Here is a 25,448-nt window from a genome sequence, read left to right as displayed (position 1 = left end):
TTAAGGGGATCGCCAATGCGGTCATGAATTCTCAGGTGTCATCGCCCGCCTTGTGCGCAATTGCGCACGGGGGCGAACGATCCAGTACGCCGAGACGTTGGTGATCAGAACGAACGCCGCAGAGTACTGGATGCCCCGCCCTAGTTGCGCAACTGCGCACAAGGCGGGGCATGACTCAGTTTAAAATTGTCTAGCTCAGTGCTTCGTCCAGGAACGCCTTCAGCTGCGCCTGATGCTTGGACATCAGACCCGTGGCGGTCGCGGCGGAAGCGGCGCGTCCGACATAACGCGGACGCCGGCTCGCACCGTGCACCTGGTTCAGCACCCATTCCAGATAGGGCTCGATGAAGTGCCAGGCACCCATGTTGCGGGGCTCTTCCTGGCACCACACCACTTCCGCCTTCTTGAAGCGGGACAGCTCGACCACCAGCGCCTTCAGCGGCACCGGATAGAGCTGCTCGACGCGCATCAGATAGATGTCGTCGATGCCGCGCTTCTCGCGCTCCTCGTAGAGGTCGTAATAGACCTTGCCGGAGCAGAGCACGATACGGCGGATCTTCTCGTCCGGGACGAGCTTGCTCGCCTCGTTCGGCTGCATCTGGGCGTCATCATAGAGGATGCGGTGGAAAGTCGTGCCCTTCGCGAGCTCTTCGAGACGCGACACCGCCCGCTTGTGACGCAGCAGCGACTTCGGCGTCATCATGATCAGCGGCTTGCGGATCTCGCGGTGGAGCTGGCGCCGCAGCACATGGAAGTAGTTCGCCGGCGTGGTCGGGTAGACCACCTGCATGTTGTCCTCGGCGCACATCTGCAAGTAGCGCTCGAGACGCGCCGAGGAGTGCTCCGGTCCCTGGCCCTCATAGCCGTGCGGCAGCAGGCAGACGAGACCGGACATGCGCAGCCATTTGCGCTCGCCCGAGGAGATGAACTGGTCGAACACGACCTGCGCGCCGTTGGCGAAGTCGCCGAACTGGGCTTCCCACAGCGTCAGCGTGTTCGGCTCGGCGAGCGAATAGCCGTATTCGAAGCCGAGCACGGCCTCTTCCGACAGCAGCGAGTTGATGACCTCGTAATGGCCCTGCTCGTGGCCAAGATGGTTGAACGGCGTGTAGCGGCTTTCGTCCTCCTGGTCGATCAGGACCGAGTGACGCTGCGAAAAGGTGCCGCGCTCCGAATCCTGTCCCGACAGACGGACGTGATGGTTTTCATGAAGCAGCGTGCAGAACGCCAGCGCCTCGCCGGTCGCCCAGTCGATGCCGTTGCCGCTGTCGATCGCCTTCGAGCGGTTGTCAAGGAAACGCTGGATGGTGCGGTGAACGCGGAAGCCGTCCGGCACCTTGGTGATCTTGCGGCCGATGTCTTTCAGCGTGGCGATGTCGACGCCGGTGACGCCGCGCCGCGCATCCTCTTCCTGGTCGGCGATCTTGAAGCCGGACCACTTGCCGTCGAGCCAGTCGGCCTTGTTCGGCTTATAGGAGGTGCCGGCCTCGAACTCGGCGTCGAGCCGCGCGCGCCAGTCGGCCTTCAGCTTGTCGACCTCGCCCTCGGTGACCACGCCTTCGGCAATCAGGCGCTTGGAGTAGAGAGTGAGGGTCGAGGGATGGGCCGCGATCCGCTTGTACATCACGGGTTGGGTGAACCCCGGCTCATCGCCCTCATTGTGGCCGTAGCGCCGATAGCACCACATGTCGATCACGACCGGCTTGTGGAACTTCTGCCGGAATTCGGTCGCGACCTTGGCCGCGAACACCACGGCTTCCGGATCGTCGCCGTTCACGTGGAAGATCGGCGCGTCGATCATCTTCGCCACATCCGACGGATAAGGCGAGGAGCGCGAGTAACGCGGGTAGGTGGTGAAGCCGATCTGGTTGTTGACGATGAAGTGCACGGAGCCGCCGGTGCGGTAGCCCTTCAGGTCCGACAGGCCGAAGCACTCCGCGACCACGCCCTGGCCGGCGAACGCGGCGTCGCCGTGCATCAAAAGCGGCATCACCGAGATGCGCATGTCCGGGGGATCGCCGTGCTGGTCCTGCTTGGCGCGGACCTTGCCGAGCACCACGGGATCGACGATCTCGAGATGCGAGGGGTTGGCGGTGAGCGACAGATGGATGCGGTTGCCGTCGAACTCGCGGTCCGAGGACGCGCCGAGGTGGTACTTGACGTCGCCCGAGCCTTCGACCGCGTCGGGGTTGGCCGAGCCGCCCTTGAACTCGTGGAACAGTGCGCGATGGGCCTTGCCCAACACCTGGGTCAGCACGTTGAGACGGCCGCGATGCGGCATGCCCAGCACGATCTCCTTCACGCCGAGATTGCCGCCGCGCTTGATGATCTGCTCGAGCGCGGGGATCAGCGCTTCACCGCCATCGAGGCCGAAGCGCTTGGTGCCGGTGAACTTGGTGTCGCAGAACTTTTCGAAACCCTCGGCTTCGACCAGCTTCGTCAGGATGGCGCGGCGGCCTTCGCGGGTGAACGAGATCTCCTTGTCCGGTCCCTCGATCCGCTCCTGGATCCAGGCCTTCTGCGCGGCATTGCTGATATGCATGAACTCGACGCCGAGCGTCTGGCAGTAGGTGCGCTCGCAGATCGCGGTGATCTCGCGCAGCGTGCCGTATTCGAGGCCGAGCACGTGATCGAGGAATATCTTGCGGTCGAAATCGGCTTCGCTGAAGCCGTAGGTGCGCGGGTCGAGCTCTTCGCGGTTGCGCTGGGCTTCGATGCCGAGCGGATCGAGCTTGGCGTGGAAATGGCCGCGCATGCGGTAGGAGCGGATCAGCATCAGCGCGCGGACCGAGTCGCGCGTGGCCTGAAGCACGTCGGCAGAGGAGATGTCGGCACCCTTGGCCTGCGCCTTGGCGGCGATCTTGGCACCGACCGCCTTCTCGACCTCGGCCCAGTTGCCGTCGAGGGCCGACGTGAGGTCGTCCTGCGGCGTCAGCGGCCAGTTGTCGCGCTCCCAGGACGGCCCTTCCGCGTTCTTCCGGACGTCGGCGGGCTGGTCGTTGAGGCTCTTGAAGAACTCCCGCCACTCGGCGTCGACCGAGGACGGATCCTTCTCGTAGCGGGCGTAGATTTCGTCGATGTAGGTGGCGTTGGTGCCCTGCAAAAAGGATGAGAGGGCAAAGGCTGCGTTCGCGTCCTGGCGAGACATACTGGAGTTCCTGGCGATTTCGGTTCGCGCCTAAACGGCGCTGGCGCCGAGCTCCCGGCAGAGGCTCGGCGCGACAGGCACCCTTTACCCTATTTGCTGCGAAACTTCGCCCGGAAAAACGCGAAGAAGTGAATTAGCCTTTCAACTTTTCGGCAAGCGTATGTCCGAGGCGCGCGGGCGACGGAGAGACGGTGATTCCGGCCGATTTCATCGCTTCCGTCTTGGATCCGGCGTCGCCCTTGCCACCCGAGATGATCGCGCCGGCATGGCCCATACGGCGGCCGGGAGGGGCCGTGACACCGGCGATGAAGCCGACCATCGGCTTCTTACGGCCGCGCTTGGCCTCGTCCTTGAGGAACTGGGCGGCGTCTTCCTCGGCGGAACCGCCGATCTCGCCGATCATGATGATCGATTCGGTCTTGGGGTCGGCGAGCAGCATCTCCAGCACGTCGATGAACTCAGTGCCCTTGACCGGGTCGCCGCCGATGCCGACCGCAGTGGTCTGGCCGAGGCCTTCCTGGGAGGTCTGGAACACGGCCTCATAGGTCAGCGTGCCGGAGCGGGAGACGATGCCGACCGAGCCGGTCTTGAAGATGTTGGCCGGCATGATGCCGATCTTGCACTCGCCGGCGGTCATGACGCCCGGGCAGTTCGGCCCGATCAGGCGCGACTTGGAGCCGATCAGCGAGCGCTTCACACGCACCATGTCGACGACCGGAATGCCCTCGGTGATGCAGACGATCAGCGGGATCTCGGCATCGATGGCTTCGCAGATCGCGTCCGCCGCACCCGGCGGGGGCACGTAGATCACCGACGCATCGGCGCCGGTCTTCTCACGCGCCTCGCGCACGGTGTCGAACACCGGCAGGCCCAGATGGGTCGCGCCGCCTTTGCCGGGCGAGGTGCCGCCGACCATCTTGGTGCCATAGGCAAGCGCGGCCTCCGAGTGGAAGGTGCCGTTCTTGCCGGTAAAGCCCTGGCAGATGACCTTGGTGTTCTTGTCGATCAGGATGGACATGAGATCTGCTTTCGCGAACTAACGAGTGAGAGGTCAGTGGATGCGGCGGTAGACGCCGGTGAGCACGTCGGCCCAGCCTTCCGCGTCCGGCGAGAACTGGATCTTCAACGAATAGGAATTGTCGTCGATGATCTCGTAGACGTGGCGCGCATTGCCGCGGAGCGAGCCGCGCACCAGCGTCAGGGTCTTTCCGACCCAGCCGCCGGAGGCGGGCGAGGGCGGCGTGTAGCCGAGCGAGTCGTACCAGAACAATTTGTAGGTCCGATCGTCGCGGTCGTAGGTGAAGATGCCGTGGGTGGCGAAGATCTGCTTGCCGTCGCGCATCTGGACCGAGTCCTGGATCAGATAGAACCCGTTGAGGTCCATGCGCGCGACGACGTGCGAGGTGGCCGGCCCGCCCTCCGTCCAACGCGACGGAAAGACCATCTCTTCGCCATTCCATTCGCCGGCGAACGCGGCGAGGCGCGTGTGTTCGGGGAGCGGAGATGATGCGGCGAGATGGTCCTGGGCCATGGCCTTAGCCTCCCTTGACGGCCTTCACGATCTTCTGCGCGGCGTCGTCGAGATTGTCGGCCGGCACCACGTTCAGGCCGGATTCACGGATGATCTTCTTGCCGAGCTCGACATTGGTGCCTTCGAGGCGGACCACCAGCGGGACGCTGAGGCCGACCTCGCGCACAGCGGCGGTGACGCCCTCGGCGATCACGTCGCACTTCATGATGCCACCGAAGATGTTGACCAGGATGCCCTTCACGTTGGGATCCGCGGTGATGATCTTGAAGGCGGCAGCGACCTTTTCCTTGCTGGCGCTGCCGCCGACGTCGAGGAAGTTGGCCGGCGACATGCCGTAGAGCTTGATGATGTCCATCGTCGCCATGGCAAGACCGGCGCCGTTGACCATGCAGCCGATATTGCCGTCGAGCGTGACGTAGTTGAGATCGTATTTCGACGCCTCGATTTCCTTGGCGTCTTCCTCGGTCTCGTCGCGCAGCGCGAGCACCTCGGGGTGCCGGAACAGCGCGTTGTCGTCGAACGAGACCTTGGCGTCGAGCACGCGGAGCTGGCCCTGCTTGGTCACGACCAGCGGGTTGATCTCCAGCATCGACATGTCCTTGGCGACGAAGGCGGCGTAGAGCTGCGCGGTCAGCTTCTCGGCCTGCTTGGCGAGATCGCCTGACAGGTTCAGCGCCTTCGCAACGGTGCGGCCGTGATGGCCCATGACGCCGGTTGCGGGATCGACCGAGAAGGTCACGATCTTCTCAGGCGTGTTGTGCGCGACCTCCTCGATGTTGACGCCGCCCTCGGTCGAGACGACGAAGGAGACGCGCGAGGTCTCGCGGTCGACCAGGATCGAGAGGTAGAATTCCTTGTCGATGTCGGAGCCGTCCTCGATGTAGAGGCGGTTGACCTGCTTGCCAGCGGGACCGGTCTGCACGGTCACGAGCGTGGCGCCCAGCATCTGCTTGGCGAATTCGGAGACCTCGGCGGCCGACTTGGCGATGCGGACGCCGCCCTTGTCGCCGGCCGAGGCTTCCTTGAACTTGCCCTTGCCGCGGCCGCCGGCGTGGATCTGGCTCTTCACCACCCAGACCGGGCCCGGCAGCGCCTTGGCGGCGGCTTCCGCGTCAGCGGGCTTAAGGACAGGCACGCCCTTGGAAATCGGCACGCCGAACTCGCTCAGCAGCGCTTTGGCCTGGTACTCATGGATATTCATATGGTCGCTCCCTGAACCCGCGGGCGGTGACCTCAAGGGCCCACCTCAGTCTTGTGGCTGGCATACCATATACCACAGGAACTGCAACCCGGATTCTTTGACTTCGAGATCTCTGAACTGGGAGATCACTGACTGGCCCGGAGCCCGCCCGGACACCCGGGCTCCGGAAATGAAACCGCCGAAGACCGGTTTTCGGGCTTCGGCGGGAATTGCTGGCGCTTAGCGACCGAGAAGATCGGGTGCGATCTTCTTGCAGGCATCGACCAGGCCCTGGACGGCGCCGACCGACTTGTCGAAGGCCTCGCGGTCCTTGCCGGCGAGCTCGATCTCGACCACACGCTCGACGCCCTTGGAGCCGATCACGACGGGCACGCCGACATACATGTCCTTCACGCTGTACTCGCCGTTGAGGTAGGCGGCGCAGGGCAGCACGCGCTTCTTGTCCCGCAGATAGCTCTCGGCCATCGCGATCGCGGACGCCGCCGGCGCGTAGAAGGCCGAGCCGGTCTTGAGCAGGTTGACGATCTCGGCGCCGCCGTTGCGGGTGCGGTCGACGATCTCATCGAGACGCGCCTGCGAGGTCCAGCCCATCTTGACGAGATCGGGCAGCGGGATGCCGGCGACCGTGGAGTACTTCACCAGCGGCACCATGGTGTCGCCATGGCCGCCGAGCACGAAGGCGGTGACGTCCTCGACCGAGACGTTGAACTCGTCGGCCAGGAAGTAGCGGAAGCGCGCCGAATCCAGCACGCCGGCCATGCCGACGACTTTCTTGTGCGGCAGGCCCGAGGCCTTCTGCAGCGCCCACACCATCGCGTCGAGCGGGTTGGTGATGCAGATGACGAAAGCGTCGGGAGCGTACTTCTTGATGCCGGCACCGACCTGCTCCATGACCTTGAGGTTGATGGAGAGGAGGTCGTCGCGGCTCATGCCGGGCTTGCGCGGCACGCCGGCGGTGACGATGCAAACTTTTGCGTTGTCGAGCGCTTCGTAGGAGTTCGCGCCGCTGTAGTGCGCGTCAAAGCCGTCGACCGGCGAGGACTGCGCGATGTCGAGCGCCTTGCCCTGCGGCACGCCCTCGGCGATGTCGAACATCACGACGTCGCCCAATTCTTTCAGGCCGATGAGGTGAGCCAGCGTTCCGCCGATCTGGCCGGAGCCAATCAAAGCAATCTTGTCGCGCGCCATGTGAACCTGTCCTTTAGACACGTAAGGAGGGGAAAACTGAGACGGGTGGTTATCCCTTTCGCCTCCCCCGTTCAAGTCGGTGGATGCCCAATTGTCGGGCTTGGCGCGATAGCAGCCATACCCGGTCCGTCATTCCGGGATGCGCCGACAGGCGCAGGCCTGGAATCCATTGAGCTGCAGAGTTGGTGATGCGATGGATTCCGGGCTCGCGCGTGGCGCACCCTGGAATGACAGCGCTGGCAAATAGGACTTAAGTCTCTACCAGGCCCTTGGTCGAGCCGCTGGCGGTGGAATCCTTGCGGCCGTGAGGCAGCGCCAGATAGGATTCCGAGCTCATCTCGATCAGGCGTGACGCGGTCCGCTTGAACTCGTTGGCCTCGTTGCCTTCGGTGGCGAGGTACAGCGAGATCGGATTGGCATCGGCCGAGGCCATCAGCTTCACCGCATTGTCATAGAGCGTGTCGATCAGCGTGATGAAACGCTTGGCGGCGTTGCGCTGGGAGAAGTCCATCACTGGAATATGGTCGACCAGGATGGTGTGATAGTCGTGCGCGAGCCTGAGGTAGTCCGATGCCCCAAGCGGCTTCTCGCAGAGATCGGCGAACGAGAACCGCGCCACGCCATGGGCCGAGCATGGCACGTGCAGGATGCGTCCCTTGATCGAAATGTCGTGCGGCTTGCATCGGGCGCCGCCGCTCATCTTCGACCAGGCGCGGTCGAGCGCTGCGTCCGCATCAACGTCCGCCGGCGTCAGCCACATCGGCACGCCCTGAAGCTTCTCCAGGCGGAAGTCGGTGCGCGCATCGAGCCGCGCGACGTCCATGTGGTCGGTGATCTGCTTGATGAAAGGCAGGAACAGCGACCGGTTCAGGCCGCCCTTGTAGAGATCGTCGGGTGCGACGTTGGAGGTCGCGACCACGACGGTGCCGAGCTCGAACAGCTTTGCGAACAGACGGCCGAGGATCATCGCGTCGGCGATGTCGGTGACATGGAATTCGTCGAAGCAGAGCAGCCAGCTCTCCTCGAAGATCGCGTTCGCGGTCAACGCGATGACGTCGCCGTCGGCGATCTCACCGCGCGCGATGCCCTGGCGATAGTCATAGATGCGCTCATGCGCTTCCGCCATGAACTCGTGGAAATGCGCGCGACGCTTGTGCTCGACGGTACTGTACTGAAAGAACAGGTCCATCAGCATGGTCTTGCCGCGACCGACCTCGCCATGGATGTAGAGCCCGCGCGGCGCCTCGTCCTTGTCACTGCTGAACAGGCGGCTGAGCAGGCCCTGCTTGCGCTGCGGCTTGTAAGTCGCGAGCCGCAGGTCGAGCGCCGCATAGGCCTCGGCGACTTCGGCCTGCGCGGCATCCGGCTCGATCGCGCCGGACGCGATCTCGGCCTGATAGGCTTCGCTGAACGGGGAACTTGGGGTCGTGAGCATGGCCCCTTACCGCCAGAGACCGGCGGAAATTGCAAGCCGTGAATTGGTGGAAGGGGTATGCGGATTCGTGTCCCGGACGCGCTGATCCGGGACCCACCGTTTCGTTCATCGCCAAATTTCGTTCATCGCTGAGCGCTAGGCCCCGGCTCTACGGCCGGGGCAGGAGAGCGAGCTACGCACACAGCTCGTAAGCGTCCTCGACGACATACGGGCCGCCGCCGGTGGAGGCGCGGGACGAGAACAGAACAAAGCGCTCCGCCATGAACGCCTTGCTCGGGAAGTAGCCGCGCAGCGAGAGATAGTCGGCGACGTCGCGATCGGATGCGTCGTGCAGCCGGGCCAGCGTGACGTGCGGGATGAACTTGCGGCCTTCAGGGTCGAGACCGATCCGCTGCATCATGCGTTCGAGCTCGGCCTGCAATTCCATCAGCGGCTTGCTCGGCGCGATCGTCGCAACGACTGCCCGCGGTTTGCGGCCGCCAAAACTCGTGAGGCCCTGCACCTTCACCTCGAACGGCTTGCGGTCGACGCGAAACAGCATCGAGGCGATCTCGTTGGCGGAGACACCATCGATATCGCCGATGAAGCGCAAGGTGACGTGATAATTTTCGGGATCGATCCAGCGGGCGCCGGGAAGGCCACCCCTCAAGTTGGAAAGCGACTGGCCGATCTCGGCCGGAATTTCCAGACCAGTGAACAAACGCGGCATCGTTTCGCACTCCCGATGCTTGGGTACAGCCCCTGGGAAGCAGGACCATCCCCAAATTAGAGCCGGCGACGAATCACCGGTACCCTGATTCCTATCGCAGTTGTGTGACTCTGCGAAGCTTAGCCCGCCTCACCCCGGTAAAACCCTGGGAATTACGGTTAGCGCTGCCTGCTTTTCAACGCCGTTGCTCAGCGATCGTGCCAAGGAATGCCTCCACCGTGGGCATCATCCTTTCGACGATGATGTCGACGCCGGCCGCGGTCGGATGAATGCCGTCGGCCTGGTTGAGCTTGGCGTCGGCTGCGACGGCGTCGAGGAAGAACGGATAGAGCGGCACGTCGAATTTCTTCGCCAGCTCCGGATAAATCGAATTGAAGCGCGCGGCGTAATCGGCGCCGTAATTCGGCGGCGCCAGCATGCCGCACAGCAGCACCGCGATCTTGCGTGCCTTGAGCCGCTGGATGATGTCGCTCAGCGCGGCGCGCGTCAAATCGGGATCGATGCCGCGCAGCGCGTCGTTGGCGCCGAGCTCGACGATGACGGCCTCGGTTCCTTCAGGCACCGACCAGTCGAGCCGGTCGCGACCGCCGGAGGACGTGTCGCCGGACACTCCAGCATTGACCATGTCGACCGCTATGCCTTTGGCTTGCAAGGCTTTTTGAAGTTTTTGGGGGAATGCGTCCTGGGCCGGCAGGCCGAGACCGGCGCTCAGGGAATCGCCGAGAACGACGAGCTTGATCGGCTTCTGCCCCTGTGCCGAGGCCGGCGTGATGGCCGTCATCAAAGCGAACATCAACACGGCTATGTGCATGAACAATCCGTAACGCCTCTCGACCGCGCCAGCGGAGTTGCCATATGACCGGACCATGGACAGTCGCATCGAAACCTCTTCGCTCGCCGCCACCGCGGCGGACACCATCGCCATCTCCAACGTCAATCTCTCATTGGGCACGGGCGCGGCGCGCGTTCACATCCTCAAGGATATCAGCCTGCGCGTGGGCCGGAGCGAGACGATCGGCCTGATCGGCCCGTCAGGCTCGGGCAAATCCACGCTGCTGATGGTGATGGCGGGGCTGGAGCGTCCTGATAGCGGAGAGGTGGTGGTGTCTGGCACGCCTTTCAATGCCCTCGACGAGGACGCGCTGGCCCGCTTCCGCGGCCGCCAGGTCGGCATCGTCTTCCAGTCCTTCCATCTGATCCCGACCATGACGGCGCTTGAGAACGTCGCCGTGCCGCTCGAGCTCGCCGGCAATCCGGATGCCGCCAGGCGCGCGGCGCAGGAGCTGCAATCGGTCGGCCTCGGCGATCGCTTGCATCACTATCCGACGCAACTCTCCGGCGGCGAGCAGCAGCGCGTTGCGCTGGCCCGCGCGTTGGCACCCGATCCGGCGATCCTCGTCGCCGACGAGCCGACCGGCAATCTCGATGAGGCCACCGGAAAGCAGATCATCGATCTCCTATTCAGCAAGCATGCCGAGCGCGGCATGACCTTGGTGCTGGTGACGCACGATTCCTCGCTCGCGCATCGCTGCGATCGCGTCATCCGCCTGCGCTCCGGGCGCATCGACACGCAGTCCGCGCCCGCATGAGCACGGCTGCCGAATCGTTCGCGAAGCCAAGTGCCGTCGCGCTGTCACTGCGCTACGCGCTGCGCGAATTGCGCGGAGGCCTGCGCGGCTTCTACGTCTTCATCGCCTGCATCGCGCTCGGCGTGATGGCGATCGCCGGCGTCGGCTCGGTCTCGGCGAGCCTCTCCGACGGTCTTGCGCGCGAAGGCCGCACGCTGCTCGGCGGCGACGTCTCGTTCGTGCTGTTCCAGCGCGAGGCCAAGCCGGAAGAGGTCGCGTTCCTGCGCTCGCGCGGCACCGTGTCGACCGCCGCGACCCTGCGCGGCATGGCGCGCTCGACTGATGGCAAGCTCGCGCTGGTCGAGATGAAGGCGGTCGATGGCACCTATCCGATGCTGGGCCAGCTGACACTGGCACCGCCGCTGCCGATGTCCGATCTCCTCGCCGAGCGTGACGGCGCATTCGGCGCCGCCGCCGATCCAACGCTGCTGGCGCGGCTCTTGCTCAAGCCCGGTGATCGCGTCACCATCGGCTCGGCGACCTTCCAGATCCGCAGCACGGTCGAGGCCGAACCCGACAAGCTCGCCGGCGGCATCGGCTTCGGGCCGCGCTTCCTGATCAGCCAAGCGGGCCTGCGCGCCACCGGCCTGATCCAGCCCGGCAGCCTGGTGCGCTGGGTCTACCGGGTGAAGCTGCCTGACGCTGCCAACAGCGAACGCGCCACCGAGACTTTCATCGCTGACGCGCGCAACGCGGCGCCGCAGGCCGGCTGGGAGATCCGCAGCCGCTCCAATGCCTCGCCGCAGCTCGAGCGCAACATCAACCGTTTCACCCAGTTTCTGACACTGGTCGGCCTCGCCGCACTGCTGGTCGGCGGCGTCGGCGTCGCCAATGCCGTGAAGAGCCATATCGACCGCCGGCTCGAGGTGATCGCGGCCTTCAAGGCCGTCGGTGCCACCGGCCGCGACGTGTTCGGCATCTATCTCGCGCAGGTCATCCTGCTCGCCGCGATCGGTTCGGTGATCGGCCTTGCGCTCGGCGCCGCGATGCCCTTCGCCATCGTCGGCCTGTTCGGCAAGCTGTTGCCGCTGCCGGTGGTGACGGCCGTGCATGCCGACGAGCTCGCGCTGTCCTTCGTCTATGGCCTCCTCACCGCATTGGCCTTCGGCCTGTGGCCGCTCGGCCGCGTCCACGACGTGCCGGTGGCCGCGCTGTTCCGCGACACCATCAGCTCCGAATGGCACCGGCCGCGCCTGGGCTACCTGGTGTTCATGGGCGTCGTGATCGTCCTGCTCGTCGCCGTCGTGATCGGGCTCTCATTCGACAAGCGCATCGCCGCGGTGTTCGTGGCCTCCTCCGTCGTCGTGTTCGCCCTGCTGCGCGGCATCGCCGCCCTCTTGATGGCCATCGCACGGCACCTGCCGCGGACGCGGCTGCCGATGCTGCGGCTGGCGATCGCCAACATCCACCGGCCGGGCGCGCTGACGCCGTCCGTCGTGCTGTCGCTGGGGCTCGGGCTCGCCGTGCTCGTCACCATCACCCAGATCGACGGCAATCTGCGCCGCCAGTTCCTGGCGGCGCTTCCCGAGCAGGCGCCATCGTTTTTCTTCATCGACATCCCGAGCGCGCAGGCCGAGCAGTTCGACCTCTATCTGCGGCAGATTGCCCCCGGTGCCAAGGTCGAGGATGTGCCGATGCTACGCGGCCGCATCGTCGGCGCGCGCGGGTTGCGCGCCGAGGAGCTCAAGCCCTCGACCGATTCCGAATGGGTGCTGCAAAGCGACCGCGGCCTGACCTATACCGGCGAGCTGCCGAAGGGGTCCAAGGTGGTCGAGGGCGAATGGTGGAGCGCCGACTATTCCGGCCCGCCGCTGGTCTCGATGGAAAAGAAGATCGCCGACGGACTCGGTCTCAAGCTCGGCGACGAGATCGTGGTCAACGTGCTTGGCCGTGACATCCCGGCTAGAATCGGCAATCTGCGCACCATCGACTGGCAGCGGCTCGGCATCAATTTCGTCCTCGTGTTCTCGCCGAACGCCTTCAAGGGCGCGCCGCATACCCATATCGCAACGCTGACCGAAGCCGGCAGCAACGCTGCGGGCGACGGCAAGATCATCAAGCAGGTGGCCGACGCCTATCCGATGGTGACGAGCGTGCGCGTGCGCGAGGTGATGGAGACGGTCGGCTCGGTGGTGACCAACCTGGCGCTGGCGATCCGAGGCGCCAGTGCCGTGACCCTGATCTCGGCGATCCTGGTGCTCGGCGGGGCGCTCGCCGCCGGCCATCGCCACCGGGTCTATGATGCGGTGATCCTGAAGACGCTGGGCGCGACGCGGCTGCGGCTGCTCGGCGCCTATGCGCTCGAATACCTCCTGATCGGGCTCGCCACCGCGGTGTTCGGCGTGATCGCCGGCAGTATCGCGGCCTGGATGATCGTGACGCGGCTGATGACGCTGAGTTTCGTCTGGCAGGCCGGCAGCGCCGCCAGCGTGGTCGCGGCCGCGCTCGTCGTCACTGTGGGGCTCGGGCTCGCCGGCACGCTGCTTGCGTTGAACAAAAAGCCCGCGACGGTGTTGCGGAATTTGTGACAAAAGGTAGCGGATGGGCGCGCGGGAGCAGGAATCGCACGATTCCTGCGATTAACCACGTCCGCCCGTCAGGATTGTGGCCGAGGGCGACATTCAGCCGCGCGTGGACGGTTGCAGCGAATGTGTTAGTTTCCCACATATCGAGTGGGTTCGGAGCCCCGATTGTGAGCCTAAATTTAGTCGGCTGGGATCGGTATCCGAGATAGAACTGACGAACCGGCGGCGTGGCGACCCTCATGCCGGACCGGACCAACCAACGGGAATTCGACCATGTCGGACCTAGACCGTAACTACGCTTCTCCTTTCGGCAGGGCCGCCGGGCGTGTTGACGCCGCGACGGTCGATGCCGGCCTGCGCGCCTATATGCTGCGCATCTACAATTACATGAGCATCGGCCTGGCCATCACGGGCCTTGCCGCGCTCGGCGTCTACATGGCCGCCGTGACGGACGTCCCGACGCCGGAAGCCGTCCGCGTCGGCAAGCTGTTCCTGACGCCATTCGGCTACGCGATGTTCGTGAGCCCCCTGAAGTGGCTGTTCATGCTGGCGCCGCTCGCGATGGTGTTCGTGATCTCGGCGGGCATCAACCGTCTGGCACCCTCGACGGCCCAGATCCTGTTCTGGGTGTTCTCGGCGCTGATGGGCATCTCGCTGTCGTCGATCTTCCTGGTGTTCACGCACACCTCGATCGTGCGGGTATTCTTCATCACCGCGGCGACCTTCGGTGCGCTCAGCCTCTACGGCTACACCACCAAGCGTGACATGACCGGAATGGGCTCGTTCCTGTTCATGGGCCTGATCGGCATCATCATCGCCAGCCTGGTGAACCTGTTCCTGGCCAGCTCGATGCTGCAGTTCATCGTGTCGGTGGTCGGCGTGCTGGTGTTCGCGGGCCTCACCGCCTGGGATACCCAGCGGCTGAAGAACGACTACATCTACGGCTACGCCTCGGCCGGCGGTGACATCGCAGAGCGTGCGGCCATCACCGGCGCGCTGTCGCTGTACCTGAACTTCATCAACCTGTTCACGCTGCTGCTGCAGCTCCTCGGCCAGCGCGACTAACGCCAGGACGAGGGAACGACATGAACCCCGGCCGTAAGGCCGGGGTTTTTGTTTGGGCCGGGCTGTACCCACAGGCACCGTCATTGCGAGGAGCTCTTGACGAAGCAATCCAGAGTGCCTCCGCGGATGCATTTCTGGATTGCTTCGCTACGCTCGCAATGACGCCGGAGAAGCAGCGCAGCCTCTTCCAGCGGCCGCGGGAAGCCTCTATCCTTCCCGCCATGTCCGCACCTGAAATCAGGCCCACCACCGAGGCCGACCTTCCCGCCATCACCGCCATCTATCAGCAGGCCGTCCGCGAGGGCACCGCGACGTTCGAGCTGGAGCCGCCCGACCTTGCCGAGATGACGCGCCGCTATCGCGCGCTGATCGACGGCGGCTATCCCTATTTCGTCGCCATCCTCGATCGTCGCGTGGCCGGCTATGCCTATGCCGGGGCCTACCGGCCGCGGCCGGCCTATCGCTTCACGGTCGAGAATTCGATCTATCTCGACCCCTCCTTCCACCGCCGCGGTGTCGGCTCCCTGCTGCTGGAGCGGCTGATCACCGAATGCGAGGCGCGTGGCTTCCGCCAGATGATCGCCGTGATCGGCGATTCCGCCAATGCCGGCTCGATCGGCGTTCACACCAAGAGCGGCTTCAAGATGATCGGCACGCATCCCAATGTCGGGCTGAAATTCGGCCGCTGGCTGGATACGGTGATGATGCAGCGGGATCTCGGCGAGGGCGCGAGCACGGTGCCGGGGAAGTAGGGGCTCCCGTCATTCCGGGGCGCGCGCAGCGCGAACCCGGAATCCATTGAACGACACGGACGGTGGATGAATGGATTCCGGGTTCGCGACTTCGTCGCGCCCCGGAATGACGACCGAGGGTCTTCACACCACCGCCAGCTTCCGATCGATCACCAGCAGCACGCGCTCGAGCTCGTGACCGCGGCGCAGGATCAGGCCGGTCGCCGAGATCACGCTGTACATGCCCTGCTTGCGCGCAAGCCGCGGGTCCTTCTCGATCCGATAGATCGGCACTTCCGAGGCGCGGCGATAGACCGAGAACACGGCGCGGTCCTTCAGGAAGTCGATAGCGTAGTCGCGCCACTCGCCGTCGGCGACCATGCGGCCGTAGAGATTGAGAATCCGGTGCAGCTCGAGGCGGTTGAAGGTCACCCGATTCGGCTGCGTCGTCGCAGCGGCGGGGCGCGCCGCCGCGCGCTGCTCGCTCGGCTCGGCATCCTCCGACATCAGATTCATGGGAAGCGCCTCCTCATCGCACGGCATGACCCGCGTCCGCGACAACCGGAACCTCTGGCATCATGACAGTTGCATGATTGCGCCAACCTGTCCCTACTGCAAGGGGCCTTCCCGTTCGACTCATCGAATCGGGACACACGCAATGGTGGAACTTTGTCGCGGCAAACCGTCACGGGATCGTTAGCAGGAATCATAGTGTCGCCGCTTTTCCGCCTAGCGACTGCCGCCCTGCACTGCGAAAAGGCTCACGTGCGTTGGCCCGGTCCTTCGGTTCCGGATTCCTCAGCCCCCAGCCCCCCGGGGTCGACAGGATCGGGTCTGTACGCGCGACAAGGAGGGCCAACGCAAGTTGGTCCTTTTTTGTTTGTGTGGGTGTTTCCGGCTCGCCGAGCCTTCGCTCTCCTCATGCACCGGCTCCCTCCCCTCATCCTGAGGGCCGCGCTCGCGCGGCGTCTCGAAGGATAAGGCCGAGCTGCATCCGCCGGGCCTGCTTGGTTCGTGACGCGCGCAAGGGCGCGCTCCTCACCATGAGGAGTTAGAGCGAGCGCGACGCTGGTGAGTCAGTGAAATCAGTGCAGCGACGTGTAGGCCGCGCCCAGCATCGCACCCGGCTTCTCTCGGTTGCCATCCTGAACATAAACCACCGCACCGTCGACGCCGTCGCGCGTGAGGTTCTCGATCGGCACCGTCCAGCTTTCCGGACGGCCGGTCCAATCGCCGACCTTGAGCAGGTTGCGCACCACGTTGTGGTAGGTGATCTGCTGTCCGCGATTTTCGCCGCGGGTGATCGTGATCGGCACCGACTTGGCGATCGAGCAGATCCAGACCTCGCCGTGCGAGACGGTGGGCTCGTTGCTCGCGGCGACGGAGACGCTGATCTGCTTGCCCGCAAGCGACATCGTCACCGGCACGCTCATCACGCCCATGCCCTTGTCGGTCTTGCCGATCGCATTCTCGATGCCGGTGCGATCGCTGCCGATGACATGGGTCGACCCATTGACGACGACCTGCGGCGTGTAGACCTCGCGGTCGCCGCGCATGCGCGAGTAAGCACGCTGCCGCGCAGAGAACCGCGAATCGGCCAGCGTGTCCTTCCAGCCGAGATAGTCCCAATAGTCGATCGGCATGCTCAGCGCGATGACCGAGGGATCTTTGGAGAGATCGCCGATGATCTTATCGGCGGGCGGGCAGGACGAGCAGCCCTGCGAGGTAAACAATTCGACAACGGCGCGGGGATCAGCCTCGGCAGGGCGGATGACGGCGACGATCGCACAGATGCCGAGAGCACCCGACCAGAGGGCACTGGACCAACGTGAAATCGGATGAGAAGCCGTCATTGTTGTCATGTCGAACGCCGCACACCATTGCTCGTGAGAGGGAATCTTATCGCCTGATGGTCACCGTAATCTTACGGGGCGCAGCACATTCTTCCGTCCAGGAGGAGGTTTTCCACCGGCCGGGCCCATCCGAAACGTGCCGCAAAACGCGCGAAGGCGGCCTTTTGATAGGCCGCCTTCGTTCTGGCTTCTACTCACTTCGCAGTGAGCCATCGTTCACAAATCCGCGCTTACGCCGCGAGCTTGCGCAGGACGTAATGGAGGATGCCGCCATTGCGGTAGTAATCGAGCTCGTCCAGCGTATCGATGCGGCAAAGCAGCGAAACGCGCTGCAACGAACCGTCGCCGGAGACGATCTCCGCGGTCAGCTTCTGGCGCGGCTTGAGGTCGCCGACGAGGCCGCGCAACGTGACCTTCTCGTCACCCTTCAGACCCAGCGACTGCCAGGAAGTGCCGTCCTCGAAGGTCAGCGGCAGCACGCCCATGCCGACCAGGTTCGAACGGTGGATGCGCTCGAAGCTCTGGCAGATCACGGCGCGAACGCCGAGCAGGCGCGTGCCCTTCGCGGCCCAGTCGCGCGAGGAGCCGTTGCCGTATTCAGCGCCGGCGAACACCACCAGCGGCACCTTCTCTTCCTGGTACTTCATCGCGGCGTCGTAGATCGACATCTGCTCGCCGTCCGGCCAGTGCTTGGTCAGACCGCCTTCCGGAATGTTGCCGTCGGCGCCCTTCAGCATGAAGTTCTTGATGCGGATGTTGGCGAAGGTGCCACGCATCATCACTTCGTGGTTGCCGCGGCGCGTGCCGTACTGATTGAAGTCCGCGGGGCGCACCTGGTGCTCGCTGAGATATTTGCCAGCGGGCGAGGTGAGCTTGATCGAGCCGGCCGGCGAGATGTGGTCGGTGGTGATCTTGTCGCCGAACATGGCGAGGATGCGCGCCTCGACGATGTCGGTGACCGGCTCCGGCTCCTTCTTCATGCCGTCGAAATAGGGCGGGTTCTGCACATAGGTCGAAGACATGTTCCAGCGATAGGTCTCGCTCTCGACCGTCTTGATCTTGCGCCAGTTGGTGTCGCCCTTGAACACGTCGGCATACTTCTTCTTGAAGATCGACGCGGTCACGAACTTCTTCATGAAGGCGTTGATCTCCTTCGTCGTCGGCCAGATGTCCTTCAGGTACACCGGCTTGCCGTCCTTGCCTTCGCCGAGCGGCTCCGTGGCGAGATTCTTGGTCACGCTGCCCGCGAGCGCGTGCGCGACGACCAGCGGCGGCGAGGCCAGATAGTTCGCCTGCACGTCCGGCGAGACGCGGCCTTCGAAATTGCGGTTACCTGAGAGCACGGCAGCGGCAACGATGCCGTTGTCGTTGATCGATTTCGATATCTCTTCCGGCAGCGGACCGGAATTGCCGATGCAGGTGGTGCAGCCGAAGCCGACCAGGTTGAAGCCGACCTTGTCGAGATCTTTCTGCAGACCGGAATCGGCGAGATAGCCCGCGACCACTTGGCTACCCGGGGCAAGCGAGGTCTTCACCCACGGTTTGGCCTTGAGGCCCTTCGCAGCCGCGTTGCGCGCAAGCAGGCCGGCGCCGATCAGCACGCTCGGATTCGAGGTGTTGGTGCAGGAGGTGATCGCCGCGATCACGACGTCGCCGTGACCGATCTCGAAGTCCTTGCCTTCGACGGCAAAGCGCTTCTCCGGCTCCTCGGCCTTCTTGTACTCGCTGCTGAGCGCGAGCGAGAAGCCCTCGGCCACCGACGGGAGCGCGATACGGCCTTCGGGACGCTTCGGACCGGCCATCGAGGGAACGACGTCGGCGAGGTCGAGCGTCAGCGTTTCCGTGAACACCGGATCGGCCGACTTGGCGGTGCGGAACAGGCCCTGCGCCTTGGCATAGGCCTGAACCAGCGCAACGCGCGCCGAGGCGCGACCGGAGGTCTTGAGGTAGTCGAGCGCGGCGGCGTCGACCGGGAAGAAGCCGCAGGTCGCGCCATATTCGGGCGCCATGTTGGCGATGGTCGCCTTGTCGGCGACGGAGAGATGGTCGAGGCCCGGGCCGAAGAACTCGACGAACTTGCCGACGACGCCAAGCTTGCGCAGCATCTGCGTCACGGTCAGCACGAGGTCGGTCGCGGTGACGCCTTCCTTCATCGCGCCCTTCAGCTTGAAGCCGACCACGTTCGGCAACAGCATCGACAGCGGCTGGCCGAGCATGCAGGCTTCCGCCTCGATGCCGCCGACACCCCAGCCGAGCACGGCGAGACCATTGACCATGGTGGTGTGGGAATCGGTGCCGACCAGCGAGTCGGGATAAGCGACCTCGAAGGTGCCGGTCTTCTTGCCGACCGTCATCTTCTCCTTCTTGGTCCAGACCGTCTGGGCCAGATATTCGAGATTGACCTGGTGGCAGATGCCGGTGCCGGGCGGCACGACCGAGAAGTTCGAGAACGCCTTCTGGCCCCACTTCAGGAACTCGTAGCGCTCCTGGTTCTGCTTGTATTCCTCGGTGACGTTCTTGCCGAAGGCCTTGTTGTCGCCGAAGAAGTTCACGATCACGGAGTGGTCGATGACGAGGTCGACCGGGACCAGCGGATTGATCTTCTCAGCATCGCCGCCGAGCTTCTGCATCGCGTTGCGCATCGCGGCGAGGTCGACCACCGCGGGCACGCCGGTGAAATCCTGCATCAGGACGCGCGCCGGGCGGAACGCGATCTCATGCTCCAGCGACTTCTTGCGCAGCCACTTCGACACCGCGACGATGTCTTCCTTCTTGACCGAGCGGCCGTCCTCGTTGCGCAGCAGGTTCTCGAGCAGGACCTTCATCGAATAGGGAAGTTTCGAAATTCCCTTCAGACCATTCTTCTCGGCCGTGGGCAGGCTGTAATAGACATAGGTCTTGGCGCCGACCTTGAGGGTCTTTTTGCATTTAAAGCTGTCGAGCGAGGTCATGTAGGAATCCCAATTGTTAGTTATACCCGGCAGGGTATTTTAACACCGTCAGCGTATCAGGCTTGGCCGCTTGCAGGGGCAGGTTGAGTTGCTGCATCAAGTAGTTCCGGGCTTATAGAAGCTTTCTAACCGCGCCGCCACAGCCACAATCGTGCCGCGCCAATCCGCGAGCCAAAAATTCCCATGCGCTACCCCAAGTTTTCCTGAGGCCTGGCTTTGAGCGGGTTGAAACGAGGCGAGATGCGGCTTTCAGGTCACGGACTCAGATGCGTGCGGGGTGGCCGCGAGGTGTTCGCCGGCCTCGATTTCGCGGCCGCCTCCGGCGAAGCCCTGGCGGTGATGGGTCGCAACGGATCGGGCAAGACCTCGCTGCTGCGGCTGATCGCCGGCCTGCTCATTCCGGCCGGCGGGACGATCGCGCTGGATGGGGGCGACGGCGAGCTGACGCTGCCGGAGCAATGCCACTATCTCGGCCATCGCGATGCCCTGAAGCCGGCGCTGAGCGTGGCAGAAAATCTGGCGTTTTGGGCTGATTTCCTCGGCGGCGAGCGCTGCGATGCCGCCGAGAGCCTCACCAAAGTCGGCCTCGACCACGCCACCCACCTGCCCGCCGCCTTCCTCTCCGCCGGCCAGCGCCGCCGGCTGTCACTGGCCCGGCTGCTGGCCGTGCGCCGCCCGGTCTGGCTGCTGGACGAGCCGACCACGGCGCTGGACGTGGCCGGCCAGGACATGTTTGCCGGATTGATGCGACAGCACTTGGCAAGCGGCGGCCTGATCATCGCCGCCACCCACGCCCCGCTGGGGATCAACGCGCGAGAGCTGCGGATCGGGGGTGTGGGGTGATGCGGCTCGACCCTCAGCTTTCCGAGCGCCCAAACTCCGCTCTCTCCGTTCCTTCCCCGCTCCCCCATCTCGCACCCGGGAAGCAAGCGTCGCCGGGAGCTCCCACGCTTCTCCCGCTTGCGGGAGAGGCCGGCGCGAAGCGCCGGGTGAGGGTTCTCTCCTCTGGGCGAATCTTCGTTGTCGAGACACCCTCTCCTCAGCCCTCCCCCGCAAGCGGGGGAGGGAGCGCACCGCCTTTGGGGCCCGAGCGGAGCCCTCAATGACCGCCTTGTCGGCCCTCATCCGCCGGGACATCCGGATCGCGCTCCGCGTCGGCGGCGGGGCGCTGATCGGCGTGCTGTTCTTCCTGACCGTGGTGGTGCTGATGCCGTTCGCGGTGGGGCCGGATCTGGCGCTGCTGTCGCGGCTCGGGCCGGCCATTCTCTGGCTCGGTGCGCTGCTGGCAAGCCTGCTCACGCTGGACCGGCTGTTCATGGCCGACCATGAGGACGGCTCGCTCGACCTGATCACGATGAGCCGGACGCCGCTGGAACTCGCCTGCGCCGCCAAGGCGCTGGCGCATTGGCTGGCGGCCGGCCTGCCGCTGATTGTCGCAACCCCGGTGCTCGGCCTCTTGCTCAACCTCGACATGGTCGCAACCGGCGCGGTGGCGCTGACGTTGCTGGCAGGAACCCCCGCGCTCACCTTCACCGGCATGATCGGCGCGGCACTGGCGGTGACCCTGCATCGCGGCGGACTGCTGATGGCCGTGCTGGTGCTGCCGCTGTCGATTCCGGTGCTGATTTTCGGGGTTGCGGCCTCGCAGGCCGTGATCGTCGGTCCGATGACGTTCGGTGCACCGTTCTCGATCCTCTGCGCGCTGTCGCTGGTCAGCCTCGTGATCGGCCCGTTCGCGGCGGCGGCGAGCCTGCGGCATGGACTCGACTGAGATGGGCTCGATTGAGATGGGCCCGCCTGACCTTGACCCGCATCAACTTTCGCGACGTGCTTTCGTGCTGATTGCCTGAGCGCTCCCGGATGATTATCAGAATACCATGACGCTGATCGACCTCGCCAATCCCACGCGGTTCCTCGCGCTGACAGCGCGCCTGCTGCCGTGGCTCGCGGCTGCGACCGTCATCCTGCTCACCATCGGTCTGTACCAGTCAGCGCTTGCGCCCGACGACTATCAGCAGGGCGCGACGGTGAAGATCATGTTCATCCACGTGCCCAATGCCTGGCTCTCGATGTTCGTGTGGGGCGTGATGAGCATCGCCTCATTGGGCACGCTGGTGTGGCGGCATCCGCTCGCCGACGTCGCCGCGAAAGCGGCTGCTCCCATCGGCGCTGCCTTCACTTTCCTCGCGTTGCTCACGGGCTCGCTGTGGGGCCGGCCGATGTGGGGCACTTACTGGGAGTGGGACGCGCGGCTGACTTCGGTGCTGATCCTGTTCCTGATGTATCTCGGCCTGATGGCGCTGTGGCGCGCGGTCGACGATCCCTCGCGCGCGGCACGCGCCGCGGCGGTGCTGACGCTGGTTGGCGCCATCAACCTGCCCATCATCAAGTTCTCCGTCGACTGGTGGAACACGCTGCACCAGCCGGCATCGGTGATGCGCATGGGCGGCTCGACGCTCGACAAGTCGTTCCTGATCCCGCTGCTGGTGATGGCGATCGCCTTCACACTGCTGTTCGTCACGCTGCACTTGGCCGCGATGCGCAACGAGATCCTGCGCCGCCGTGTCCGTTCCCTGCAAATGATGCAGGCGAGCCGCGTCGCGTTCTCGAGCGAAGTGGGCGCCGGTTCGCGTGAAGAAAACGCGTCAAAAGAAGCTGGAGCTGCGTGATGATGGCGCTCGGCCCTTACGCGTCGTTCATCGTGACGTCCTATGTCGCAGCGGCCCTCGTGGTCGTGATCCTGATCGGCTGGGTCGTGCTCGACTATCGCAACCAGACGCAGCGCCTGCGCGAGCTCGATCGCAGCGGCGTGACCCGCCGCTCGGGCCGCAGCGCGACGGATCGATCATGAGCAATCAATCGAGCCCGGCGACGCCGCAGCGCCGCACCTTCCTGATGGCGCTGCCGCTGATCGCCTTCCTCGGCCTTGCGCTGTTGTTCTGGTTTCGACTCGGCAGCGGCGATCCCTCGCGGATTCCGTCCGCACTGATCGGGCGGCCTGCGCCGCAAACGCTGCTGCCGCCGCTCGAGGGATTGCAGGCTGACAATGCGCCGGTACCGGGGCTCGATCCCGCCGCGTTCAAAGGCAAGGTCAGCCTCGTCAACGTCTGGGCGTCCTGGTGCGTGCCGTGCCATGACGAGGCGCCGCTCCTGACCGAGCTCGCCAAGGACAAGCGCTTCCAGCTCGTCGGCATCAACTACAAGGACGCGGCCGATAACGCCCGGCGCTTCCTCGGACGCTACGGCAATCCGTTCGGCCGCGTCGGCGTCGACGCCAACGGCCGCGCCTCGATCGAATGGGGCGTCTATGGCGTGCCCGAGACCTTCGTCGTCGGGCGCGAGGGTACCATCGTCTATAAGCTGGTCGGACCGGTCACGCCGCAAAACCTCAAGACGGTGCTGATGCCGGAGCTGGAGAAGGCGCTGAAAGCGGGATCTTAGCCAAGCCCGTCATTGCTAATCAAAGACCCGGCGCCCCACATACAGCTGTCATGCCCCGGCTTGACCGGGGCATCCAGTACGCCGCGGCTTATCGATTCAGCCACAGACGGCTCGGAGTACTGGATCGCCCGGTCAAGTGTTCAGCCCGGGGACATGACCGACGGGTGTTCGGGGACATAGCCGACACTTTCTCCGCTCGCCAAGTCGATGATAGCGATTTGGTGGGCGGCAAAGAAGATCCCGTATTGCGCATCGTTTGCCGAGGGGCGGATGGCGAGGCGCTCGCCACGGAAGGCCTGTGGCACTTTCCACAGACGTCCCTTGAAGCTGACATAGGCCTTGGTCGTGGAGACGCGGCGCACGATCTCATGGCTGTCGTATTCGACCTGTGGCAATCGATCGGGCATTGGTCGCTGGCTGGGCCGATATCGACTGGCCGGGACCTGTTGTCCGAGCGCCTCGTGTGGCCGTTCGAAGTTGTAGACTTCCCGCCAGGCGTCGAAGGCACGCTGCGTCTCTGCGAGATCGCGGAACTGTCGCAGTGCGAACACCTCAGCCGCGAGGGTGCGGTGGAATCGTTCATTCTTGCCGCGGCTTTGCGGGTGATATGGGCGGCTGCGGATGACGGCGACGCCAAGCTTGAGCAGCCACACCGAGAACCGTGTCCATCGCTCGCCGGAAGGATCACCCCAGGGCGAACCATTGTCGACGAAGAAGGCCTCCGGGAGCCCGTAGTGGCGAAAGGTCTTCTCCAGGCGGCTGCGCACGGTATCTGTGCGTTGATCGGCACAGGCCTGCAGACACAGATCATAGCGGGAGTGGTCATCCACCACCGTCAGAGGATGGCACTGGGTATCATTGCCGAGCCGAACCCAGCCTTTGAAGTCCATCTGCCACAACAGATTGGGGGCCGGCATCTCGAAACGCTGGCTTGCCATCGGGCCGCCGATCGGAGGCTTGATGCGGCCAGACCGACGCAAGATCTGATGAACTGTTGAGACTGCTGGCGAACGCAAACCATTGCGCTCCAGGCAGTGAGCTATCTTGCGAGCTCCCCATGCCGGATGGGCATCGCGCACCGCGAGAATACGTGCCTCGAGCTCGCAATCGGTCTGTCCCGGGCTCGCATGCGGTCGGCGCGAGCGGTCGTTGACATTCTGATCCGCTTGCCATCGTGCAAGCCACTTGTAGCCCGTGTCGGGATGGATATTGAACCGCCGGCAGAGCTCCCGCCGGTTCGCTCCCTCCTGCATCGCAAGCCGCACGAACTCCCGCCGCTGATCCATCACCGACACCTCTCGCCAGGGCATGGACTTGGCCTCCTTTACCGCCAAATCCCTGCACTATGATGTGTCGGCTATGTCCCCGAACACCCGTCGGTCATGTCCCCGGGCTGAACATCAAGCCGGGCGATGACACCGAATGTGTGGCGAGCGCTCACCCCTTGCTCACATCTCCCGCCTCGGCCTCGCTCGCCTCCAGCGACACCGGCTCGAGGTGATAGCGCTTGATCAGCGGCATCTGGATCATGCCGAAGATGGCGGTCAGCGGAAGGACGCCGAAGACCTTGAAGTTCACCCAGAAGTCCGTGCTCTGGGTGCGCCAGATGATCTCGTTCAGCACCGCGATGCCGGCAAAGTACAGCGCCCAGCGCAGCGTGAGGATGCGCCAGCCGTGCGGCGTCAGATTGAACACCTGGTCGAACATCACGGCGATGAAGGAGCGGCCGAACAGCAGGCCGCCGCCGAGGATCGCGGCGAACAGGCCGTAGATGATGGTCGGCTTGACCTTGATGAAGGTCTCATCGTGCAGCACCAACGTCAGCGTGCCGAACACCAGCACGATCACGCCGGTCACGATCGCCATGATCGGGATGTGCCGCGTCACCACATAGGAGGCGGCCATCGCCGCCACGATCGCCACCATGAAGGCGCCGGTCGCGGCGAACAAATTGAACTTCGCATTGACGAAGAAGAACACGAGCAGTGGACCGAGCTCGGTCGCGAGCTTGAACAGCGGATGCGGCTGGGTCTTGTCCATTC

Annotated in this window: 22 protein-coding genes; 9 read left to right on the top strand and 13 right to left on the bottom strand. The window is 64.6% G+C overall.

What is annotated here, in order from left to right; genetic code table 11:
* Positions 1-190 precede the first annotated feature (190 nt).
* The 8 genes from LRP30_RS00935 to LRP30_RS00900 all read right to left on the bottom strand — a co-directional run bounded on the left by LRP30_RS00935 (position 191) and on the right by LRP30_RS00900 (position 10,023).
* Complete coding sequence (locus LRP30_RS00935; protein ID WP_249759052.1) at positions 191-3,148, bottom strand: 2-oxoglutarate dehydrogenase E1 component; 2,958 nt, start codon at positions 3,146-3,148, stop codon at positions 191-193.
* A gap of 133 nt (positions 3,149-3,281) precedes the next feature.
* On the bottom strand, positions 3,282-4,166 hold the full coding sequence (sucD, locus tag LRP30_RS00930) for a succinate--CoA ligase subunit alpha (protein WP_091893094.1): 885 nt from the start codon (positions 4,164-4,166) through the stop codon (positions 3,282-3,284).
* Between the two features lie 33 nt (positions 4,167-4,199).
* Positions 4,200-4,679, bottom strand: coding sequence for a DUF1579 family protein (locus tag LRP30_RS00925; protein WP_091893092.1), 480 nt, complete (start codon positions 4,677-4,679; stop codon positions 4,200-4,202).
* A 4-nt stretch (positions 4,680-4,683) separates the two neighbouring features.
* On the bottom strand, positions 4,684-5,880 hold the full coding sequence (sucC, locus tag LRP30_RS00920; protein WP_091893090.1) for an ADP-forming succinate--CoA ligase subunit beta: 1,197 nt from the start codon (positions 5,878-5,880) through the stop codon (positions 4,684-4,686).
* A gap of 219 nt (positions 5,881-6,099) precedes the next feature.
* Positions 6,100-7,068, bottom strand: coding sequence for a malate dehydrogenase (mdh, locus tag LRP30_RS00915; RefSeq protein ID WP_091893088.1), 969 nt, complete (start codon positions 7,066-7,068; stop codon positions 6,100-6,102).
* 250 nt (positions 7,069-7,318) lie between these two features.
* Positions 7,319-8,503, bottom strand: coding sequence for a cell division protein ZapE (gene zapE, locus LRP30_RS00910; RefSeq protein WP_249759051.1), 1,185 nt, complete (start codon positions 8,501-8,503; stop codon positions 7,319-7,321).
* 172 nt (positions 8,504-8,675) lie between these two features.
* Entirely contained in the window at positions 8,676-9,212 is a 537-nt protein-coding gene (thpR, locus tag LRP30_RS00905) for an RNA 2',3'-cyclic phosphodiesterase (RefSeq protein ID WP_091893084.1), read from the bottom strand.
* 175 nt (positions 9,213-9,387) lie between these two features.
* Positions 9,388-10,023 (bottom strand): arylesterase, encoded by a 636-nt coding sequence (locus LRP30_RS00900; protein ID WP_164940906.1) that lies wholly within the window; start codon positions 10,021-10,023, stop codon positions 9,388-9,390.
* Between the two features lie 55 nt (positions 10,024-10,078).
* On the opposite strand from LRP30_RS00900, the gene LRP30_RS00895 reads away from it, so the two are divergent.
* From LRP30_RS00895 to LRP30_RS00880, 4 genes are all read left to right on the top strand, one after another.
* On the top strand, positions 10,079-10,801 hold the full coding sequence (locus LRP30_RS00895; RefSeq protein WP_128930650.1) for an ABC transporter ATP-binding protein: 723 nt from the start codon (positions 10,079-10,081) through the stop codon (positions 10,799-10,801).
* Positions 10,798-13,368 (top strand): FtsX-like permease family protein, encoded by a 2,571-nt coding sequence (locus LRP30_RS00890; RefSeq protein ID WP_249759050.1) that lies wholly within the window; start codon positions 10,798-10,800, stop codon positions 13,366-13,368. Before LRP30_RS00895 ends, LRP30_RS00890 begins: the two co-directional genes overlap by 4 nt.
* Before the next feature lie 270 nt (positions 13,369-13,638).
* Positions 13,639-14,430, top strand: a complete 792-nt coding sequence (locus tag LRP30_RS00885; protein WP_128930648.1) for a Bax inhibitor-1/YccA family protein — start codon at positions 13,639-13,641, stop codon at positions 14,428-14,430.
* A 221-nt stretch (positions 14,431-14,651) separates the two neighbouring features.
* The gene (locus tag LRP30_RS00880; RefSeq protein WP_128930647.1) at positions 14,652-15,182 is read left to right on the top strand and encodes a GNAT family N-acetyltransferase; all 531 of its coding nucleotides are present in this window, start codon (positions 14,652-14,654) and stop codon (positions 15,180-15,182) included.
* A gap of 123 nt (positions 15,183-15,305) precedes the next feature.
* Here the strand turns inward: LRP30_RS00880 and LRP30_RS00875 are convergent, their stop codons facing one another.
* The 3 genes from LRP30_RS00875 to acnA all read right to left on the bottom strand — a co-directional run bounded on the left by LRP30_RS00875 (position 15,306) and on the right by acnA (position 19,965).
* On the bottom strand, positions 15,306-15,677 hold the full coding sequence (locus LRP30_RS00875; RefSeq protein ID WP_128930646.1) for a DUF2794 domain-containing protein: 372 nt from the start codon (positions 15,675-15,677) through the stop codon (positions 15,306-15,308).
* A gap of 569 nt (positions 15,678-16,246) precedes the next feature.
* Positions 16,247-17,023, bottom strand: coding sequence for a DUF1223 domain-containing protein (locus LRP30_RS00870; protein ID WP_128930645.1), 777 nt, complete (start codon positions 17,021-17,023; stop codon positions 16,247-16,249).
* A 221-nt stretch (positions 17,024-17,244) separates the two neighbouring features.
* Complete coding sequence (gene acnA / locus LRP30_RS00865; protein ID WP_128942438.1) at positions 17,245-19,965, bottom strand: aconitate hydratase AcnA; 2,721 nt, start codon at positions 19,963-19,965, stop codon at positions 17,245-17,247.
* Between the two features lie 240 nt (positions 19,966-20,205).
* On the opposite strand from acnA, the gene ccmA reads away from it, so the two are divergent.
* From ccmA to LRP30_RS00840, 5 genes are all read left to right on the top strand, one after another.
* The gene (gene ccmA, locus LRP30_RS00860) at positions 20,206-20,808 is read left to right on the top strand and encodes a heme ABC exporter ATP-binding protein CcmA (protein WP_249759049.1); all 603 of its coding nucleotides are present in this window, start codon (positions 20,206-20,208) and stop codon (positions 20,806-20,808) included.
* A gap of 259 nt (positions 20,809-21,067) precedes the next feature.
* Entirely contained in the window at positions 21,068-21,736 is a 669-nt protein-coding gene (gene ccmB / locus LRP30_RS00855; RefSeq protein ID WP_028150494.1) for a heme exporter protein CcmB, read from the top strand.
* 106 nt (positions 21,737-21,842) lie between these two features.
* A complete protein-coding gene (locus LRP30_RS00850; protein WP_128930641.1) occupies positions 21,843-22,634 on the top strand; it encodes a heme ABC transporter permease in 792 nt (263 codons plus the stop codon).
* Complete coding sequence (gene ccmD / locus LRP30_RS00845) at positions 22,631-22,816, top strand: heme exporter protein CcmD (protein ID WP_128947762.1); 186 nt, start codon at positions 22,631-22,633, stop codon at positions 22,814-22,816. Before LRP30_RS00850 ends, ccmD begins: the two co-directional genes overlap by 4 nt.
* On the top strand, positions 22,813-23,406 hold the full coding sequence (locus tag LRP30_RS00840; protein WP_128930639.1) for a DsbE family thiol:disulfide interchange protein: 594 nt from the start codon (positions 22,813-22,815) through the stop codon (positions 23,404-23,406). The genes ccmD and LRP30_RS00840 overlap by 4 nt, the downstream gene beginning before the upstream one ends.
* 140 nt (positions 23,407-23,546) lie before the next feature.
* Here LRP30_RS00840 and LRP30_RS00835 read toward each other — a convergent pair whose 3' ends face one another.
* Both LRP30_RS00835 and LRP30_RS00830 read right to left on the bottom strand, forming a co-directional pair.
* Positions 23,547-24,716 (bottom strand): IS481 family transposase, encoded by a 1,170-nt coding sequence (locus tag LRP30_RS00835; protein WP_128936665.1) that lies wholly within the window; start codon positions 24,714-24,716, stop codon positions 23,547-23,549.
* Between the two features lie 127 nt (positions 24,717-24,843).
* On the bottom strand, positions 24,844-25,446 hold the full coding sequence (locus LRP30_RS00830) for a septation protein A (RefSeq protein WP_128930638.1): 603 nt from the start codon (positions 25,444-25,446) through the stop codon (positions 24,844-24,846).
* Between the last annotated feature and the right edge of the window lie 2 nt (positions 25,447-25,448).

Origin of the sequence: Bradyrhizobium sp. C-145 (assembly GCF_023375135.1) — a bacterium.
GTDB lineage: Bacteria > Pseudomonadota > Alphaproteobacteria > Rhizobiales > Xanthobacteraceae > Bradyrhizobium > Bradyrhizobium zhanjiangense.
This window is presented reverse-complemented; position numbering and strand designations above follow the sequence as displayed.

Excerpts from the sequence above, each read along its gene's own strand:
- LRP30_RS00935 (WP_249759052.1), bottom strand. The coding sequence starts at position 3,148 with ATGTCTCGCCAGGACGCGAACGCAGCCTTTGCCCTCTCATCCTTTTTG.
- sucD (WP_091893094.1), bottom strand. The coding sequence starts at position 4,166 with ATGTCCATCCTGATCGACAAGAACACCAAGGTCATCTGCCAGGGCTTT.
- LRP30_RS00925 (WP_091893092.1), bottom strand. The coding sequence starts at position 4,679 with ATGGCCCAGGACCATCTCGCCGCATCATCTCCGCTCCCCGAACACACG.
- sucC (WP_091893090.1), bottom strand. The coding sequence starts at position 5,880 with ATGAATATCCATGAGTACCAGGCCAAAGCGCTGCTGAGCGAGTTCGGC.
- mdh (WP_091893088.1), bottom strand. The coding sequence starts at position 7,068 with ATGGCGCGCGACAAGATTGCTTTGATTGGCTCCGGCCAGATCGGCGGA.
- zapE (WP_249759051.1), bottom strand. The coding sequence starts at position 8,503 with ATGCTCACGACCCCAAGTTCCCCGTTCAGCGAAGCCTATCAGGCCGAG.
- thpR (WP_091893084.1), bottom strand. The coding sequence starts at position 9,212 with ATGCCGCGTTTGTTCACTGGTCTGGAAATTCCGGCCGAGATCGGCCAG.
- LRP30_RS00900 (WP_164940906.1), bottom strand. The coding sequence starts at position 10,023 with ATGCACATAGCCGTGTTGATGTTCGCTTTGATGACGGCCATCACGCCG.
- LRP30_RS00895 (WP_128930650.1), top strand. The coding sequence starts at position 10,079 with ATGGACAGTCGCATCGAAACCTCTTCGCTCGCCGCCACCGCGGCGGAC.
- LRP30_RS00890 (WP_249759050.1), top strand. The coding sequence starts at position 10,798 with ATGAGCACGGCTGCCGAATCGTTCGCGAAGCCAAGTGCCGTCGCGCTG.
- LRP30_RS00885 (WP_128930648.1), top strand. The coding sequence starts at position 13,639 with ATGTCGGACCTAGACCGTAACTACGCTTCTCCTTTCGGCAGGGCCGCC.
- LRP30_RS00880 (WP_128930647.1), top strand. The coding sequence starts at position 14,652 with ATGTCCGCACCTGAAATCAGGCCCACCACCGAGGCCGACCTTCCCGCC.
- LRP30_RS00875 (WP_128930646.1), bottom strand. The coding sequence starts at position 15,677 with ATGAATCTGATGTCGGAGGATGCCGAGCCGAGCGAGCAGCGCGCGGCG.
- LRP30_RS00870 (WP_128930645.1), bottom strand. The coding sequence starts at position 17,023 with ATGACAACAATGACGGCTTCTCATCCGATTTCACGTTGGTCCAGTGCC.
- acnA (WP_128942438.1), bottom strand. The coding sequence starts at position 19,965 with ATGACCTCGCTCGACAGCTTTAAATGCAAAAAGACCCTCAAGGTCGGC.
- ccmA (WP_249759049.1), top strand. The coding sequence starts at position 20,206 with ATGCGGCTTTCAGGTCACGGACTCAGATGCGTGCGGGGTGGCCGCGAG.
- ccmB (WP_028150494.1), top strand. The coding sequence starts at position 21,068 with ATGACCGCCTTGTCGGCCCTCATCCGCCGGGACATCCGGATCGCGCTC.
- LRP30_RS00850 (WP_128930641.1), top strand. The coding sequence starts at position 21,843 with ATGACGCTGATCGACCTCGCCAATCCCACGCGGTTCCTCGCGCTGACA.
- LRP30_RS00840 (WP_128930639.1), top strand. The coding sequence starts at position 22,813 with ATGAGCAATCAATCGAGCCCGGCGACGCCGCAGCGCCGCACCTTCCTG.
- LRP30_RS00835 (WP_128936665.1), bottom strand. The coding sequence starts at position 24,716 with ATGCCCTGGCGAGAGGTGTCGGTGATGGATCAGCGGCGGGAGTTCGTG.
- LRP30_RS00830 (WP_128930638.1), bottom strand. The coding sequence starts at position 25,446 with ATGGACAAGACCCAGCCGCATCCGCTGTTCAAGCTCGCGACCGAGCTC.